At 36.4% G+C, this 14,487-nt stretch carries 14 protein-coding genes; 8 read left to right on the forward strand and 6 right to left on the reverse strand.

The features are described from left to right. Nucleotides 1-81: 81 nt before the first annotated feature. Together C8N28_RS04895 and C8N28_RS04900 are read right to left on the reverse strand one after the other, a co-directional pair. On the reverse strand, nucleotides 82-978 hold the full coding sequence (locus C8N28_RS04895) for an MBL fold metallo-hydrolase (protein WP_132222069.1): 897 nt from the start codon (nucleotides 976-978) through the stop codon (nucleotides 82-84). A 56-nt stretch (nucleotides 979-1,034) separates the two neighbouring features. Next, nucleotides 1,035-2,852 carry a DNA polymerase III subunit gamma/tau gene (locus C8N28_RS04900; RefSeq protein WP_132222070.1) on the reverse strand — a complete coding sequence of 606 codons (1,818 nt, stop codon included), beginning with the start codon at nucleotides 2,850-2,852 and terminating at the stop codon, nucleotides 1,035-1,037. Between the two features lie 153 nt (nucleotides 2,853-3,005). On the opposite strand from C8N28_RS04900, the gene C8N28_RS04905 reads away from it, so the two are divergent. The 5 genes from C8N28_RS04905 to mtgA all read left to right on the forward strand — a co-directional run bounded on the left by C8N28_RS04905 (nucleotide 3,006) and on the right by mtgA (nucleotide 5,548). Beyond that, a complete protein-coding gene (locus C8N28_RS04905) occupies nucleotides 3,006-3,593 on the forward strand; it encodes an OmpA family protein (protein ID WP_132222071.1) in 588 nt (195 codons plus the stop codon). Between the two features lie 88 nt (nucleotides 3,594-3,681). Beyond that, on the forward strand, nucleotides 3,682-4,041 hold the full coding sequence (gene rpsF / locus C8N28_RS04910; RefSeq protein ID WP_132222072.1) for a 30S ribosomal protein S6: 360 nt from the start codon (nucleotides 3,682-3,684) through the stop codon (nucleotides 4,039-4,041). Next, the gene (gene rpsR, locus C8N28_RS04915) at nucleotides 4,041-4,307 is read left to right on the forward strand and encodes a 30S ribosomal protein S18 (protein ID WP_132222074.1); all 267 of its coding nucleotides are present in this window, start codon (nucleotides 4,041-4,043) and stop codon (nucleotides 4,305-4,307) included. Before rpsF ends, rpsR begins: the two co-directional genes overlap by 1 nt. Before the next feature lie 16 nt (nucleotides 4,308-4,323). Continuing rightward, complete coding sequence (rplI, locus tag C8N28_RS04920) at nucleotides 4,324-4,767, forward strand: 50S ribosomal protein L9 (protein WP_132222076.1); 444 nt, start codon at nucleotides 4,324-4,326, stop codon at nucleotides 4,765-4,767. A gap of 64 nt (nucleotides 4,768-4,831) precedes the next feature. Beyond that, a complete protein-coding gene (gene mtgA / locus C8N28_RS04925) occupies nucleotides 4,832-5,548 on the forward strand; it encodes a monofunctional biosynthetic peptidoglycan transglycosylase (RefSeq protein WP_132222078.1) in 717 nt (238 codons plus the stop codon). A 1-nt stretch (nucleotide 5,549) separates the two neighbouring features. On the opposite strand, the gene C8N28_RS04930 is transcribed toward mtgA, so the two are convergent. Both C8N28_RS04930 and C8N28_RS04935 read right to left on the reverse strand, forming a co-directional pair. Further along, entirely contained in the window at nucleotides 5,550-6,014 is a 465-nt protein-coding gene (locus tag C8N28_RS04930) for an ABC transporter ATPase (RefSeq protein ID WP_132222080.1), read from the reverse strand. 98 nt (nucleotides 6,015-6,112) lie between these two features. After that, nucleotides 6,113-7,513 carry an ammonium transporter gene (locus tag C8N28_RS04935; protein ID WP_132222082.1) on the reverse strand — a complete coding sequence of 467 codons (1,401 nt, stop codon included), beginning with the start codon at nucleotides 7,511-7,513 and terminating at the stop codon, nucleotides 6,113-6,115. A gap of 538 nt (nucleotides 7,514-8,051) precedes the next feature. Here C8N28_RS04935 and C8N28_RS04940 point away from each other — a divergent pair. Continuing rightward, a complete protein-coding gene (locus C8N28_RS04940) occupies nucleotides 8,052-9,065 on the forward strand; it encodes a glycosyltransferase family protein (RefSeq protein WP_132222084.1) in 1,014 nt (337 codons plus the stop codon). 26 nt (nucleotides 9,066-9,091) lie between these two features. Continuing rightward, nucleotides 9,092-10,426, forward strand: coding sequence for a GH1 family beta-glucosidase (locus C8N28_RS04945; protein ID WP_132222086.1), 1,335 nt, complete (start codon nucleotides 9,092-9,094; stop codon nucleotides 10,424-10,426). Between the two features lie 16 nt (nucleotides 10,427-10,442). Here the strand turns inward: C8N28_RS04945 and C8N28_RS04950 are convergent, their stop codons facing one another. Continuing rightward, complete coding sequence (locus C8N28_RS04950) at nucleotides 10,443-13,013, reverse strand: ABC transporter permease (protein WP_221410191.1); 2,571 nt, start codon at nucleotides 13,011-13,013, stop codon at nucleotides 10,443-10,445. Beyond that, nucleotides 13,003-13,680: an ABC transporter ATP-binding protein gene (locus C8N28_RS04955; RefSeq protein ID WP_132222088.1), complete on the reverse strand. Its 678-nt coding sequence runs from the start codon at nucleotides 13,678-13,680 to the stop codon at nucleotides 13,003-13,005. Before C8N28_RS04955 ends, C8N28_RS04950 begins: the two co-directional genes overlap by 11 nt. 126 nt (nucleotides 13,681-13,806) lie before the next feature. On the opposite strand from C8N28_RS04955, the gene C8N28_RS04960 reads away from it, so the two are divergent. Then, nucleotides 13,807-14,487, forward strand: coding sequence for an arylesterase (locus C8N28_RS04960; RefSeq protein ID WP_132222090.1), 681 nt, complete (start codon nucleotides 13,807-13,809; stop codon nucleotides 14,485-14,487).

Raw genomic sequence — 14,487 nt, forward strand, 5'->3', positions numbered from 1 at the left:
AACATTTGATTAAATAACAGACTGTCGCTCATTTAAAGTAATTGCATAAAATCTATTAAACAGAAGGGTGAAGATAGAGCGTTAGCTTGTTAGCTCTTCATAAGCGGCTTGCAAACTACGTTGAATTCCATCACCCTGCCATTCTGGAGCGCCGGGGATTGATTCAATCTTGAGGATTTCTTCTAAACTTTGATTGGCTTTAATCTTACTGCCAACAAGAGCAAGTAGAGATTCTAAGTAATTTTGGAAGGCTTTAATATCAGCTTTGTTTCCTGTATATTTTTCAGGATCTAAACTATGTCCGAAGATAAACAGGGTATCATTATCAAACTGATCCATTGCTTTTTGTAGACCAGTTATCCAGCTTTTAATATTTGCACCGGCATTACGGTCAATAAAGGGATAACGACGGTTAAAAACCGAATCTCCTGTATGCACAATGTTTGCGTTCTGAAAATGAATCATGGCATCACCATTGGTATGCCCTGCGCCGAAATAATGGGCTTTAATAAGTTCATCGCTTGTTTTTAGTTCCCAACTATCTGTAAAAACAGTATCTGGAAACAGCTGCTGAGCTTCACTACCTTGAGCTGCAGCTGCAGCTTTCTGATTGATCAATGAATTATTATGAGCCACTACATTCCCCGCAATACCTTTAAAAGCAATGTTTCCAGCTGTATGATCGCCGTGATGGTGGGTATTTATTAAATGAGTAAAGGATTTTGTTCCTAATTTCTTTAATTCACTAATTACATGAGGTGCAGTGTCGGGAAATTGAGCATCAACAACAACGAAACCGTCGGCAGAATTTAACCATCCAATAGTACCACCTCGCTCAGTAAAAGCACCTACATTGTTCCTTAAGGCTTTAAATTTATAAGTTGGTTCTTGTAATAAGGATGCAAAAGAATTTTGTTTGCTTAAAGTTAATAAACCAAGAGCTAAACCCGAGGTTGTTAGAAAATTTCTCCTTTTCATAATAAGTATATAAATCAGCGGTTAATATTAATATAACAAAAGTAACTCTAATAGGTTTATTCGAAACCCAAATTGAATTCTTTTCTAAATTGATCTAGCAATGGATTTTTAGAAAGCATGGCCTGATATTTCTCTGTATCGGTAACAGGCTTTCTTATAACATTTGTCTTTTGAAGCACAGGGATTAAATCAATCTTAAAGTTTTTAAGCTTTTGCCTTAAATAATTTAGCAGATCAATCTTAGATTCAATAAGAAGCTGCTGTTGTAATTGATTTTCAATAATAATGGCTACCTGATAGTTTTCCCGAAGTGTAGGCTCATTAGCTGTCATCAGCGTATACAGATTGATCTTATTCTCAATCTTCGCCTGCTCTGCAAAGCTTTTCCAATAGATTAGGAAGTCGCTTTCCTGAAAAGGTTCTTCAGCATCGCCTTGAATATATTCGGGGTCTTTTTCTGCGTCGACCTTCTTTTCTTCAAAAACAGAATCCAGATTCGGGATATGGGCATTGATAGCGATATCGCCAAACTTTGGAATTACTAATTTTGGTTTAGTTATTTTTTCAGCAGGCTCTGCCAGATTGGAATCTATTGCAATGCTTCCATCCATTGCTGGCATGCTAGCTTTCGTCTCTTCTGTTGAAACGGGTTCATGCTCTTTAGAAATTTCTTGAATTACTGGAGTTTCTGAACTTACTGAATGTTTGGTGTTGTTAGTTTTTTTTTTAATCTCCTGAGATTGCTCAACAGTTGGCAGCGGCATTTTAGTGAGCTGAATTGCAGCTGCAATATGGCACATCTTGAGCAGAGCTATCTCTACCTGCAAACGCTGATTTCTACTTGTTTTATATTGGATTTCGCATTGATTGGCAATGTTCAAACCCGATAATAACAATCCCTGGCTAGTTTTTTCTGCTTGACTTAAATAACGCTCTTTTATAGATTTACTAACTTCAAGCAACTTAATAGTTTGAATATCTTTAGCAACCAATAGGTTTCTAAAGTGACTAGCTAAACCTGAGATAAAGTGGCTTCCATCAAAACCATTAGATAATATTTCATCAAACAACACAAGGCATTTGGAGCTGTCTTCTTCTTGTATCGCCTGTGTAATTTTAAAATAATAATCGTAATCGAGTACATTTAAGTTATCAATTACTGCCTGGTAACTTAAATTCTTATTAGAGAAGCTTACCAATTGATCAAACATAGATAAGGCATCTCTTAAGCCTCCGTCTGATTTTTGCGCGATGAGGTGAAGACCGTCCTGATCAAAACCTACTTCTTCCTTTTCTGCAATATATTGCAGGTGATTGGCTATATCTTCTACTCGTATTCTGTTGAAATCAAAGATCTGACAGCGCGATAGAATAGTCGGCAATATTTTATGCTTCTCGGTTGTTGCTAAAATAAATTTGGCATATGATGGTGGTTCTTCCAGTGTTTTCAAGAATGCATTGAAAGCCTGGGCTGAAAGCATGTGCACCTCATCTATGATATATACTTTATATTTTCCAGCTTGTGGTGGGATACGAACCTGCTCTATCAGGCTTCGGATGTCTTCAACTGAATTATTAGAGGCCGCATCAAGTTCATGAACATTAAAGGAATTTCCATTCTGGAAAGCCATGCAGCTATCGCATACACCACAGGCTTCAACTTCGTTTGTCAGATTCTGACAATTGATCGTTTTTGCTAAAATACGTGCGCAAGTAGTCTTCCCTACTCCTCTCGGCCCACAAAATAAAAAAGCTTGTGCAAGCTGATTGTTCTTAATCGCATTTTTTAGTGTACCGGTTATATGTAGTTGTCCAACAATGGTTTCGAATGTTGCCGGGCGGTATTTTCTTGCTGAAACAATAAAGCTATCCATTGCCACGAAGATACAGCATATTAGTGTAAAGTTGAAAGACCGGACTTGAAAAAAAGAAAGAGAATGGCAAATTAAACAAAATCTGTATTTTAGCGTTTAGTTAAAGACGTAAAATAACTGGATTCGCACAACGAATATTAAAATAAACTTAAAATGAAAATCTTAAAAACTTCTCTTCTTGCTCTTACCTTATTAAGTGTAGTTGCATGTAATAATCAACAAACTGATGAGTCAGACGCTTCAATGAATGACAGTATTGCGAATACGAATAACAATCCGCCATCTCGAGACTTAAATGCTGAAGTTCAAGAACCTAATTTCGAAAACAGTAAATTGACCTTCTCAGAAACCAATACTCAATTAAAACTACAGTTACCCAATAGTGATATCTTTGAGGAAGGTACTGCTACAATTAAACCAGGGGAACAAGCTACCTTAGAAGAAGCCTATAAAACCATTAATGAGCGTGGAATTGGCAAAGTTTTAATTACCGGAAATAGCGGTAGAGAAGGTGATGTAGCTGCAAATACTAAACTTTCTGCAGAGCGCGCCATAGCAGTAGTTAAATGGATGAATAATAAAGGCCTTAAGAAAGATGTTTCTTTAAGCTCTCAAGGAGCTGGCGATAGATTTCCGATGGTTTCTTACCAACTTACTGACGGATCTCCTAATCCTCAAGCGAACGAATTGAACGATCGTATTGAAATAACTTTCCGTAAATCGCAGCTCGCAACAGAATAATTACTAGCTTGTTGTAATTTAGAAAATTTCATTGTACTTTTGCATCCCACTTAGAGTGGATTAAAAATTTATTAATTTAAACTGAACAATGCAACAGTACGAAACCGTGATCATTCTTACCCCGTTGTTATCAGATGAAGTAGCTAAAGAAACCATTGCAAAATTTAGCAACTTTTTAACTGAAAACGGAGCCGAAATTATCCACAACGATAATTGGGGTTTGAAAAAATTAGCGTATCCGATTGAGAAGAAATCAACCGGATTCTATCACCTAATTGAATTTAAGGCTCCAGGTGAAATTATAAGCAAACTGGAACTTCAGTATAAGCGTGATGAGCGTATTATGCGTTTCCTTACTATTGCTTTAGACAAGCATGCAATTGCCTACAACGAGAAAAAACGTAGTGGTGCATTTAACAAGAAACCTAAAACTGAGGAGGCAAAATAATGGCGAAAGAACAAAAAATTCAATACGTTACAGCTCCTAAGGTGGACGATAACCGTAAAAAGTATTGCCGTTTCAAAAAGAATGGTATTAAATACATCGATTACAAAGACGCTAACTTTTTATTGAAGTTTATTAACGAACAAGGTAAACTTTTACCTAGACGTTTAACTGGAACTTCTTTGAAATTTCAACGTAAAGTGGCTCAAGCTGTTAAACGCGCACGTCACATTGGTCTATTACCTTATGTTGCAGATTCATTAAAATAAACGGAGGTAAAGAAACATGGAAATTATTTTAAAACAAGATATTAAAAAGCTCGGTGAGAAAGATGATATTGTTTCAGTAAAACCAGGATATGGTCGTAATTACCTTATACCTCAAGGTTTTGCTGAATTAGCAACATCTTCTGCCAAGAAAGTTTTGGCTGAGAACATTAAACAAGCTCAGTTTAAACAAGATAAAATTAAGCAAGATGCAGAAGCATTGGCTACTAAACTTGAATCTGTAAAATTAAGCATTGGCGCTAAAGCTGGCGAGAGTGGTAAAATTTTCGGTTCGGTTAACACCATCCAAATTGCAGATGCACTTAAAAAACAAGGCTTCGAGGTTGATCGTCGTCGTATTACTTTTGAAGAAGAGCCTAAATTCGTTGGTGAATTTATAGCTAACCTTAACCTACATAAAGAGGTTAAAGTTCAGGTTCCTTTTGAAGTAATTGCTGAATAATTAATCAGTAAAAAACTAAAAAAGGCTATCCAATTGGGTAGCCTTTTTTTTGAAATAATCTTTTATGGCCATTAAACGCACATCTAAAAAGAAGAAGCCAGCGAGTAAAAAGAAAAAGATCTTGCATCTTTTCATTCGCTTGGTGATCTATTTTATTGCATTTAGTATTGCCTGGGTTTTAATATATCGTTTTATCAATCCGCCAATAACCTGGTTAATGATACAACGTAATTTTGAAAACAGCGAGGTCCCTAAAAAGGTCATAAAACGTAAATGGATTAATTACGAAGATATCTCTACTAATCTAAAGCTGGCCGCCGTGGCAAGTGAAGATGCCCGATTTATGCAGCATAATGGTTTCGACACAGAAGCTATTAATCAAGCTTTTAAGAGAAACCAATTAGGTGAATCTATACGAGGTGGCAGTACCATTAGCCAGCAAACCGCAAAAAATGTCTTCCTTTGGCCACATCGCTCTTGGTTAAGAAAGGGCTTTGAAGCTTGGTTTACCATTTTAATAGAAGCACTTTGGGGTAAAGAAAGAATATTAGAAGTGTATTTAAATATTATTGAAATGGGACCTGGTGTATATGGTGCGGAGGCTGCTACTCAATTTTATTATGATAAACCTGCCACTAGTTTAACGAAACGACAGGCAGCCTTACTAGCCGCAATCTTGCCTAATCCGCGTGTTTGGTCACCTAATAGACCAACGAACTTTATTAATCGCAAGACCAATACGATCTTGCGCTATATGCCATACAGTAAGATTCCAGAGTAGATTATGCAGGTAGTTGAAAAACCTTTGCATGCCAGCTTTCCTTCATTGGCACTTCCCAACGGCTAGCTAATTCTTCACTGTTACTAACCGTATTATCGAAAACGATGGTATTCTCATTTACTTCTCCTTTTTCAATCAGATTTTCGAACACAGATCTTGAAGCAACCTTGATTGCATCACCATGACGATAAGCTATCAACATTCTATCAAACAATTCAATATTCAATTCACTTTGAAGTTCTTTTAGAAGCCTTACCGATTTATCGATTGAACAACCTGTTGCAGCAGCCACCTCTTCATCTAAGAAAAGAATGATAAAGCGATTGTAACGAACTTCTGCACGAGCTGCAAGTTGCTTTCCATGTGCTTTCCATTGTTCAGTAAATCCTGATAATTTTTCGATGCTTTGTTCAATCTCCTGAGCTGTTAGTTCAAGGTTCGATTGATATATCCAAATGCGTTCCATTCCTATTTCCTTTATACAAACTTAATAATTTAATAGAGTGGATTACAGATAGCTGGCTATCTTTTTAATTTTTAACAATTGAAAGACATTAAAAGAAACTAAGCGATTTTTTCTTTATCCAGCTTCAACTTAACCTTTTGCTCGATCACTATTCTATCTATTTCTGAATAGCTGTAGAGCTCTTCATCGTGTTGTGTTATATCTAATCCTTGCTCTTCTTCTTCTTCAGATACACGAAGAGGATCGATATAATCAACCAATTTGAAAATACCATAGGATACAGTAAAACTATAAGCAACTACTACAACCACTCCTATTAGCTGTGCCAGGAAGAAAGCTGAGCCACCATAAAACAAACCATCTGCACCAACTCCATTTACAGCAGAATTTGCAAATATACCGGTTAAGATCATTCCAACAACACCTCCAATTCCATGACAAGGAATTACATCCAACGTATCATCCAGCGATGATTTTGATTTCCACTCAACGGCCAAGTTTGAAATAACTGCAGCAACTACACCAATAAATATACTTTGAGGAATGGCAACAAAACCCGCCCCTGGTGTGATAGCTACCAAACCAACTACTGCACCAATACAAAACCCTAATACAGAAGGTTTTTTGCCGCGTAATGCATCAAAAAACATCCATGCTAATCCTGCAGCGCCGGCAGCCGTGTTGGTAGTTGCAAAAGCAGAGACAGCTAATCCGCTAGCGGCCAGTGCCGAACCTGCGTTAAAACCGAACCAACCAAACCAAAGCAATCCTGTTCCAATCAAAACATAAGTAATGTTTGCTGGCCTGGTTTTAATATGAAAGAGGTGAGAACGCCTTCTTTTTAATACCAATACTCCGGCAAGAGCAGCACAACCAGCTGAAATATGTACAACTGTTCCTCCTGCAAAATCTAACACGCCTAATTTGGCAAGAAAACCATCAGGGTGCCAGCTCCAATGAGCTAATGGTGCATAAACAAACAAGCTAAAAAGAACAATAAATAAGGTATAGGAAGTAAATTTTATTCTCTCTGCTACCGCTCCAACTACTATTCCCGGGGTTATTATTGCAAACATAAGATGAAATACTGCAAATTCAGCGAATGGGATAGTTGGTGCACCTGCCCAAGGCTGTCCGGATACTACATGCTGAAAAAAGAAATAGGTGCCAGGGTTTCCAATTATTCCTCCTATTGATTCTCCAAAACAAAGACTGAATACAACCACAATCCATAGAACACTAACAACTCCGGCTGATACAATACTTTTAATCATAGTTGATATAACGTTTTTGCTATTTACCATACCACCATAAAAGAATGCAAGTCCGGGAGTCATTAAAAATACCAATGCTGCAGAAATTAATACCCAGGCTATATCTGAGCTATTATATTGACCATTTCCATCAAACATGGTTTCGGGACTAATAAAGAGCGATGCTCCAGCAATAATCACCAATAATAGAAATGGTGCCGCCTGTCTAATTGAAATTGTTTTCATTGTTTTGATTTTTTAAGCCGTTTTAAACTATTTTTTACTGTAAAGACTCACAATTTTTATTATTTACTATATAAAATGAATAATATTATACCAATTATTCAATAATATTAACAAATGAGCCATATATATATGTCAAAAATATAAATAAAATTACAAAAACAATTATTTTGTATAAATAAAATACAATTTTCGATAAATATTTATAATAATACCCCAATATTGGTATATTATTATGTCAAATACTTAATATTTTACACATTATTACCAGTATTTAGTATACAAATGTCAACCAGTACCATTAATAGAGCAAAGGTGGCTCGGTTAACGCAATGACCATACTAAATTATCTGTAAATTAATATTGAGCAAGTACCTTTATACTAGCAAAAAGGGTGTCTTATGAATAACTATCGAATACGTTTTAAACAAACTGCTGTCTTAAAAAGATCTTTAAGTAATTATATAGCAAATCTGACTTCTTGTGTCTTATTATTTACCTTATCCAGCTTTTCTTCTCCTTGGAAGTACAATAAAATTAGATGAGCGAAAGATTAAAAATTCTATATGCGATTCAAGGGACAGGCAACGGTCATTTAAGCAGAGCACGAGATATAATACCAATCTTACAGAAGAAAGGCGACCTGGATATTCTGATTAGCGGCATACAGGCCGACATTGAACTACCCTACCCAATAAAATATAAATTCTATGGCCTAAGCTTTATTTTTGGCAAAAAGGGAGGAGTAGATATTTTCGAAACATTTAAGAAAGGCGATATCAAAAAGCTTATTCTAGAGATAAAACAGTTACCTATTGAAAAATATGATCTTATTATCAACGATTTTGAGCCGGTTTCTGCATGGGCTTGCTATTTAAAGGGGAAAGAATGTATTTCATTAAGCCATCAAGCTGTTATACTCAATAAAAAATCGCCACGCCCTAAAGAGTTCAATATAATTGGGAAAACCACATTAAAAAACTATGCTCCTTCTACAGCCCAGTATGGTTTTCACTTTCAACAATACGAAGATTCCATTTACACTCCTGTTATAAGAAATGAGATTCGCGAACTTAATCCGCAGAATAAAAACCACTATACAGTATATTTACCAGCTTTTAGCGACGATAAAATCATTAAAATACTTTCAAAATTTCCTGAAACCAAATGGGAAGTATTTTCAAAACACACAAAAGAGTCCTATATTAAAAACAATATCTCAATTTCCTGCATTAATAATGAAAGGTTCATTATGAGTATGGCTGACTCGGCAGGCGTTCTATGTGGAGCGGGATTTGAAACTCCGGCAGAAGCTTTGTTCCTTAAAAAGAAACTAATGGTTATTCCGATGAAGAAGCAATTTGAACAACAGTGCAATGCAGAAGCGTTAAAACACATGGGGATTCCGGTTATTAAGAATTTAAAGCAAAAGCAGGTTTCAAGAATAGAAGCATGGTTAAAGTCCACAACTATAATTGATGTAAATTACCCGAACATTACAGAACAGATTGTTGATGCCATCATATTTAAACATGGCAGAAAAATCAATTCTTAAGAAAATCTACAATCAAGTAATAGTATATGGATCGATCGGATTTTGGCGAAGATTTTATTTGGGGCGTATCTACTGCCGCCTATCAAATTGAGGGTGCTCATAACTTATATGGCAAGGGAGAATCGATCTGGGATCAATTTGTAAATAAAAAAGGAAAGATTCTAAATGAAGATAAAGGGAATATAAGCTGTGATTTTTATAATCGCTTTGAAGGAGATCTTGCTTTAATGCGTGCCATGAATATCCCTAACTTTAGATTTTCTATTTCCTGGAGCAGGATTTTCCCTGATGGGATTGGCCGCCCTAATCAAATGGGTGTTGATTTCTACAACCGATTGATCGATCAATGTTTAGAACTAAACATACAACCCTGGATCACTCTTTATCACTGGGATTTACCTTCGGCATTAGAAAACCTTGGAGGCTGGACTAACCGCGATATTGTATTTTGGTTTGGCCAATATGTGAGTTTTTGCATAAGTACTTTTGGAGATCGTGTAAAGAACTGGATGGTACTGAATGAACCTATGGTATTTACCGGTGCCGGCTATTTTCTAGGTGTGCATGCACCTGGTAAGAAAGGTCTTTCAAATTTTCTGGCAGCAACTCATCATGCTGCACTTTGCCAAGCTGAAGGAGGCCGAATTATTAAATCATTACGCAATGATCTTTCTGTAGGAACTACTTTTTCTTGTTCTTACATTCAACCTTCAAGCAATAAAGAAAGAGATATATTAGCTGCTAAAAGGGTTGATACACTTTTAAACAGAACCTTCATTGAACCTCTATTGGGCCTGGGTTATCCTTCTCAAGATCTCAAAGCATTGAGAAGGATCGAAAACTATATGAAAGCAGATGATGAGAATAAGCTTAAGTTTGATATGGATTTTATCGGTATTCAAAATTATACTCAGGAAATTGTCTCACATTCTTATTTTACACCATTCTTAAAAGCCAAGATTATTAAAGCGGATGAAAGAAAGGTTGAAAAAACAGCCATGAATTGGGAAGTATATCCTGAATCAATTTACCAAATGCTTAAGAAGTTTTCTTTATATGATGGTGTTAAAAAACTAATTGTGACAGAAAATGGAGCTGCCTTTAATGATGAGGTCATTAACGGGGAGGTTCATGACATTCAACGCAAAGAATATCTCCAGAAATATATAGCTGAAGTATTAAGAGCCAAACAAGAAGGCATCAATGTACAAGGCTACTTTGTTTGGAGCTTTACTGACAATTTTGAATGGGCGGAAGGATTTCTCCCACGCTTCGGATTAGTGCATATAAATTATAAAAACCAAAAAAGAATTATAAAGGACTCAGGCAAATGGTATAAGTCTTTTTTAAAGACTTATTAACTTATATATTTCTGCTTTAATCCTCTTTTCTAAGTACCTCCAATGGCGTTCTGTTTAACAATGCCGTACTATTAAATATACCTATTATTACAGTCAGCGCTGAAACGCCAACAAAAAGACCTATAATAAGCAAGATATCTGGAACGAAAGGTAGTTCAAAACTAAAAATAGCTAACGCCCAACTTGAAAGTAAGGCTATTACGATACCTGTTGAAGCAGCAAGAGTTCCTAAAAACAAATACTCCATTGCGGCGATAGTCAATATCTGCTTTCTGCTAGCTCCCATGGTTCTTAATAAAACACTTTCTCGAACTCGCTGATATTTACTAATCATAACTGACGCTATTAATACGATTATACCTGTTAAGATACTTAAAGCTGCCATAAATTGGATTACAAAGCCAATCTTACTCAATATTTCATCTAATATGGTTAATATAAGATTCAGATCAATAATAGAAACCGTAGGGAATCGTTGAACTACAGCCAACTGAAAGGCAGCTGAGATTTCACTATTCGGAGTCTTTGTCATGATAACATGAAACTGAGGAGCATCATCAATAACTCCTTTAGGAAAGACTACCCTAAAGTTTGTTTGAACTCTATTCCAATCCACTTCACGAAAGCTCCCTACAATAGTAGGAACCATCAATCCCTGAACATTGTATACCAGACGATCTCCTATTTTAAGACCTGCCCTTTGTGCATATTCCTTTTCTAAGGACACTCTTGCCGTATCGCCTTTTCCTACTTCACCAATCCATACACCGTCGGTTATTTTCTCTGAAGAGATTATGCTATCACGATAGGTAACTCGTAATTCACGACCAAAGGAACGAACCGATAGACCCAAAGTGCTATCTTTTCTAACAGTAGCCTCATTATATCCATTAATCGTTTCAAGCTGAATAGTAACAATAGGAACTTCTTGAATAACCGGTAGATTCTCCTTATTCACTAAATCAAGTACTTTTTGTTTTTGGCTTGATTGAATATCAAACAAAACCATATTAGGCTGATTACTACTAGCAGAGAACGAGAGTTGCGAGATTAATAATGCCTTTACAAAAAACAAGGTTGCTATAAATGCCGTACCTAAGCCAATAGCCATTACCATAATAACAGTTTGATTATTTGGACGGTATAAATTAGATAAACCTTGACGCCAGAGGTAGCTCCATGAATGTGGAAAGTACCTCTTCACCATTTTTACCAATAGAAGCGAAACTCCGTATAGAATTAAAAACCCCAATAGAACACCTGCTGTAAACGCCAGTGTTTGAAACCAACTATCTAATTGCATTCTCGCAAAAAGCAGAATAAAAAGCACGATCAATCCATAAACTAATGTCTTATATTTATTCTTAGGGCCATCATTCTCTTCATAAGATAATCTTAAAGTATTTAAAGGAGATATTCTATGAATACCAATAAGCGGCAATAAGGCAAAGAGAATTGAAATAAACACACCAAGAGCTATTCCTTTAAGAATTGCTATTACCGACAGATCGTTACTTACTGCTACCGGCAATAAGTCTTGCAGAACAACTGGCAATAATTGTTGTATTAAAACTCCCAACGCTGCCCCTAGCACCGACCCTATCAAACCGATTCCGGCAACTTGGATCAAGAAAATAAGAAAAGCTTGTCTGGAACTCACTCCCAAACATCTTAGAACTGCTATGCTATTTAATTTTTCACGGATATAAATCTGAATGGCACTGGAAACACCAATACAGCCTAATAGTAAGGCGACAAAGCCTACAAGCGACAAAAATCCTGTGAGGTCATCAAAAGATCTACCCGTACTTTCTTTACGCATCTGAATGGTTTCTCCGTCCAGGCCTTCTAATTCAAAAGGTGCATCTAATTTTTCTACTATATTATCGACATCAGTTGTCTTGGGAAATTGATAATAGAAATTATAACTTACTCTGCTTCCTTTTTGTAATAATCCAGTCGACTCTAGATATTCTAATGGAATAAAAATAGCAGGAGCTACAGAACTGGAAATACCACTTTGTCCGGGAGCATTTGTAAGCGTGCCTGCAATTGTAAATTTCTGAGTACCGATCACTACCTGATCACCTACTTCGGCATTAAATTGCAGCATTAAGGTTTTATCTACCAATGCGTTTTTACCAGATCTAAAAGAGCTTTCAGCAGATTCAGGAATAGTTTCTAACTTTCCATAGAATGGGAAATTACCTCCTAAAGCACGAATATCTACCAGCCTGCTCCCTCCGCTTTTCTCAAATAAAGCCATAGAAGCAAAGCTCTTTTCTTCGGCAGAAGCGATACTAATACTTTTTATGGAGTCTATTAAATGTTGAGCGCTCTCTGACAATTCCTTACGACTATCAACCACCAAATCTGCACCTATTAATTCTGCAGCCTGCTGATCAATATCCTTTTTTAAATTATCACTAAAAGATGAGATAGCAACCATGGAAGCGATTCCAAGGACGATAGAAGAGATGAACAATAAGAGCCTGGATTTATTTTTCCTACTATCTCTTAAAGCCATTTTTAATATCCACCAAAAATTCGTTTTGGTGGTGTAGGATACCTTATCGTTATTCTGCATTATCCAATAATTTACCACCCTTTAATCGAATAACACGTTGCGTTCTTGCAGCCAGCTCAAGATCATGAGTTACTAAAACGAGGGTAGTTCCAGCTTCACGATTCAGATCAAACAGTAACTTTTCTACCCGCTCACCTGTTTCTGTATCCAGATTACCAGTGGGTTCATCTGCAAACAAGATTTTAGGAGAATTGGAGAATGCTCTTGCCAAAGAAATACGTTGTTGTTCACCACCCGATAGCTGGGATGGATAGTGAGAAGCCCGGTCTTGAAGTCCAACCTTCTCTAATAGCTCCATTGCTTTTTCCTTGATATTACTGGCTCCTCTCAATTCAAGTGGCACCATCACATTTTCAAGGGCTGTGAGTGTCGATAAAAGTTGGAAATTCTGGAAAATAAATCCGACATGCTGATTTCGTATCCATGCACGTTCGTCTTCATTAAGATTGTTTAGATTAATGTTATTCAAAATTACATCGCCACTACTGGCACGATCAAGTCCGGCACATAAACCCAAGAGGGTAGTTTTTCCGCTTCCGGAGGGGCCTACAATTGCTACTGTAGATTTCTCTTCAATATCGAAATCAATATGTTGTAATACGGTTAAAGTATTACTTCCACTTTTATAAATTTTAGCTAGATTTTTTACACTCAGAATAGATCCCAAAATATTTTATTTTAATATAATTGTATTCGACCAGGTTATTTTTTTAATAATGGCAAAAATATACGGATAAATTAAGTACTTTGTCAATTAAATATGATCCATAACAAGTAATTTTGACGTTACGATATGAATTTTAGAATACTGTTTTCTTTACTAATTTGCTCTTTTATATTGGCTTGTTCAAACGCCAATAATCAACAATCGACTCAGCAGGAAGACAATTCTGCTATTCCTGATACAGTAGAAACAACACAAATGAAAACGATTCTTTTCTTTGGAAATAGCTTAACAGCCGGCTATGGTCTTGATGATCCTAATGATGCATTCCCCGGACTTATACAATTAAAGATCGACTCTCTAGGCTTACCTTATAAAACAATTAATGCAGGGCTAAGTGGTGAGACCTCTTCTGGTGGAAAGGAAAGAATTGACTGGTTGTTAAAGCAAAAAATAGATGTTTTCGTGTTGGAACTTGGAGCAAATGACGGCTTAAGAGGTTTACCTGCAAATGAAACTTACAAGAGTTTACAAGCAATTATTGACAAGGTAAAAGCAGCCTGGCCCGATTGCAAAATGGTGCTAACCGGCATGTTAGTACCGCCAAGTATGGGGCAACGTTATTCCGAAGATTTTAAAGCCGTTTTCATAAACCTCGCTAAAGAGAATAATATGGCATTCGTTCCATTCTTGCTAGAAAATGTTGCGGGAGAAGTTGAACTAAACCAAGGCGATGGCATTCATCCAACAGTTGAAGGACAACAGATTTTAGCTGAGAACGTATGGAAGGTACTGCGCCCGATTTTATAA

Origin of the sequence: Albibacterium bauzanense (assembly GCF_004339765.1) — a bacterium.
Taxonomy (GTDB): domain Bacteria; phylum Bacteroidota; class Bacteroidia; order Sphingobacteriales; family Sphingobacteriaceae; genus Albibacterium; species Albibacterium bauzanense.

Excerpts from the sequence above, each read along its gene's own strand:
- C8N28_RS04895 (WP_132222069.1), bottom strand. The coding sequence starts at position 978 with ATGAAAAGGAGAAATTTTCTAACAACCTCGGGTTTAGCTCTTGGTTTA.
- C8N28_RS04900 (WP_132222070.1), bottom strand. The coding sequence starts at position 2,852 with ATGGATAGCTTTATTGTTTCAGCAAGAAAATACCGCCCGGCAACATTC.
- C8N28_RS04905 (WP_132222071.1), top strand. The coding sequence starts at position 3,006 with ATGAAAATCTTAAAAACTTCTCTTCTTGCTCTTACCTTATTAAGTGTA.
- rpsF (WP_132222072.1), top strand. The coding sequence starts at position 3,682 with ATGCAACAGTACGAAACCGTGATCATTCTTACCCCGTTGTTATCAGAT.
- rpsR (WP_132222074.1), top strand. The coding sequence starts at position 4,041 with ATGGCGAAAGAACAAAAAATTCAATACGTTACAGCTCCTAAGGTGGAC.
- rplI (WP_132222076.1), top strand. The coding sequence starts at position 4,324 with ATGGAAATTATTTTAAAACAAGATATTAAAAAGCTCGGTGAGAAAGAT.
- mtgA (WP_132222078.1), top strand. The coding sequence starts at position 4,832 with ATGGCCATTAAACGCACATCTAAAAAGAAGAAGCCAGCGAGTAAAAAG.
- C8N28_RS04930 (WP_132222080.1), bottom strand. The coding sequence starts at position 6,014 with ATGGAACGCATTTGGATATATCAATCGAACCTTGAACTAACAGCTCAG.
- C8N28_RS04935 (WP_132222082.1), bottom strand. The coding sequence starts at position 7,513 with ATGAAAACAATTTCAATTAGACAGGCGGCACCATTTCTATTATTGGTG.
- C8N28_RS04940 (WP_132222084.1), top strand. The coding sequence starts at position 8,052 with ATGAGCGAAAGATTAAAAATTCTATATGCGATTCAAGGGACAGGCAAC.
- C8N28_RS04945 (WP_132222086.1), top strand. The coding sequence starts at position 9,092 with ATGGATCGATCGGATTTTGGCGAAGATTTTATTTGGGGCGTATCTACT.
- C8N28_RS04950 (WP_221410191.1), bottom strand. The coding sequence starts at position 13,013 with ATGCAGAATAACGATAAGGTATCCTACACCACCAAAACGAATTTTTGG.
- C8N28_RS04960 (WP_132222090.1), top strand. The coding sequence starts at position 13,807 with ATGAATTTTAGAATACTGTTTTCTTTACTAATTTGCTCTTTTATATTG.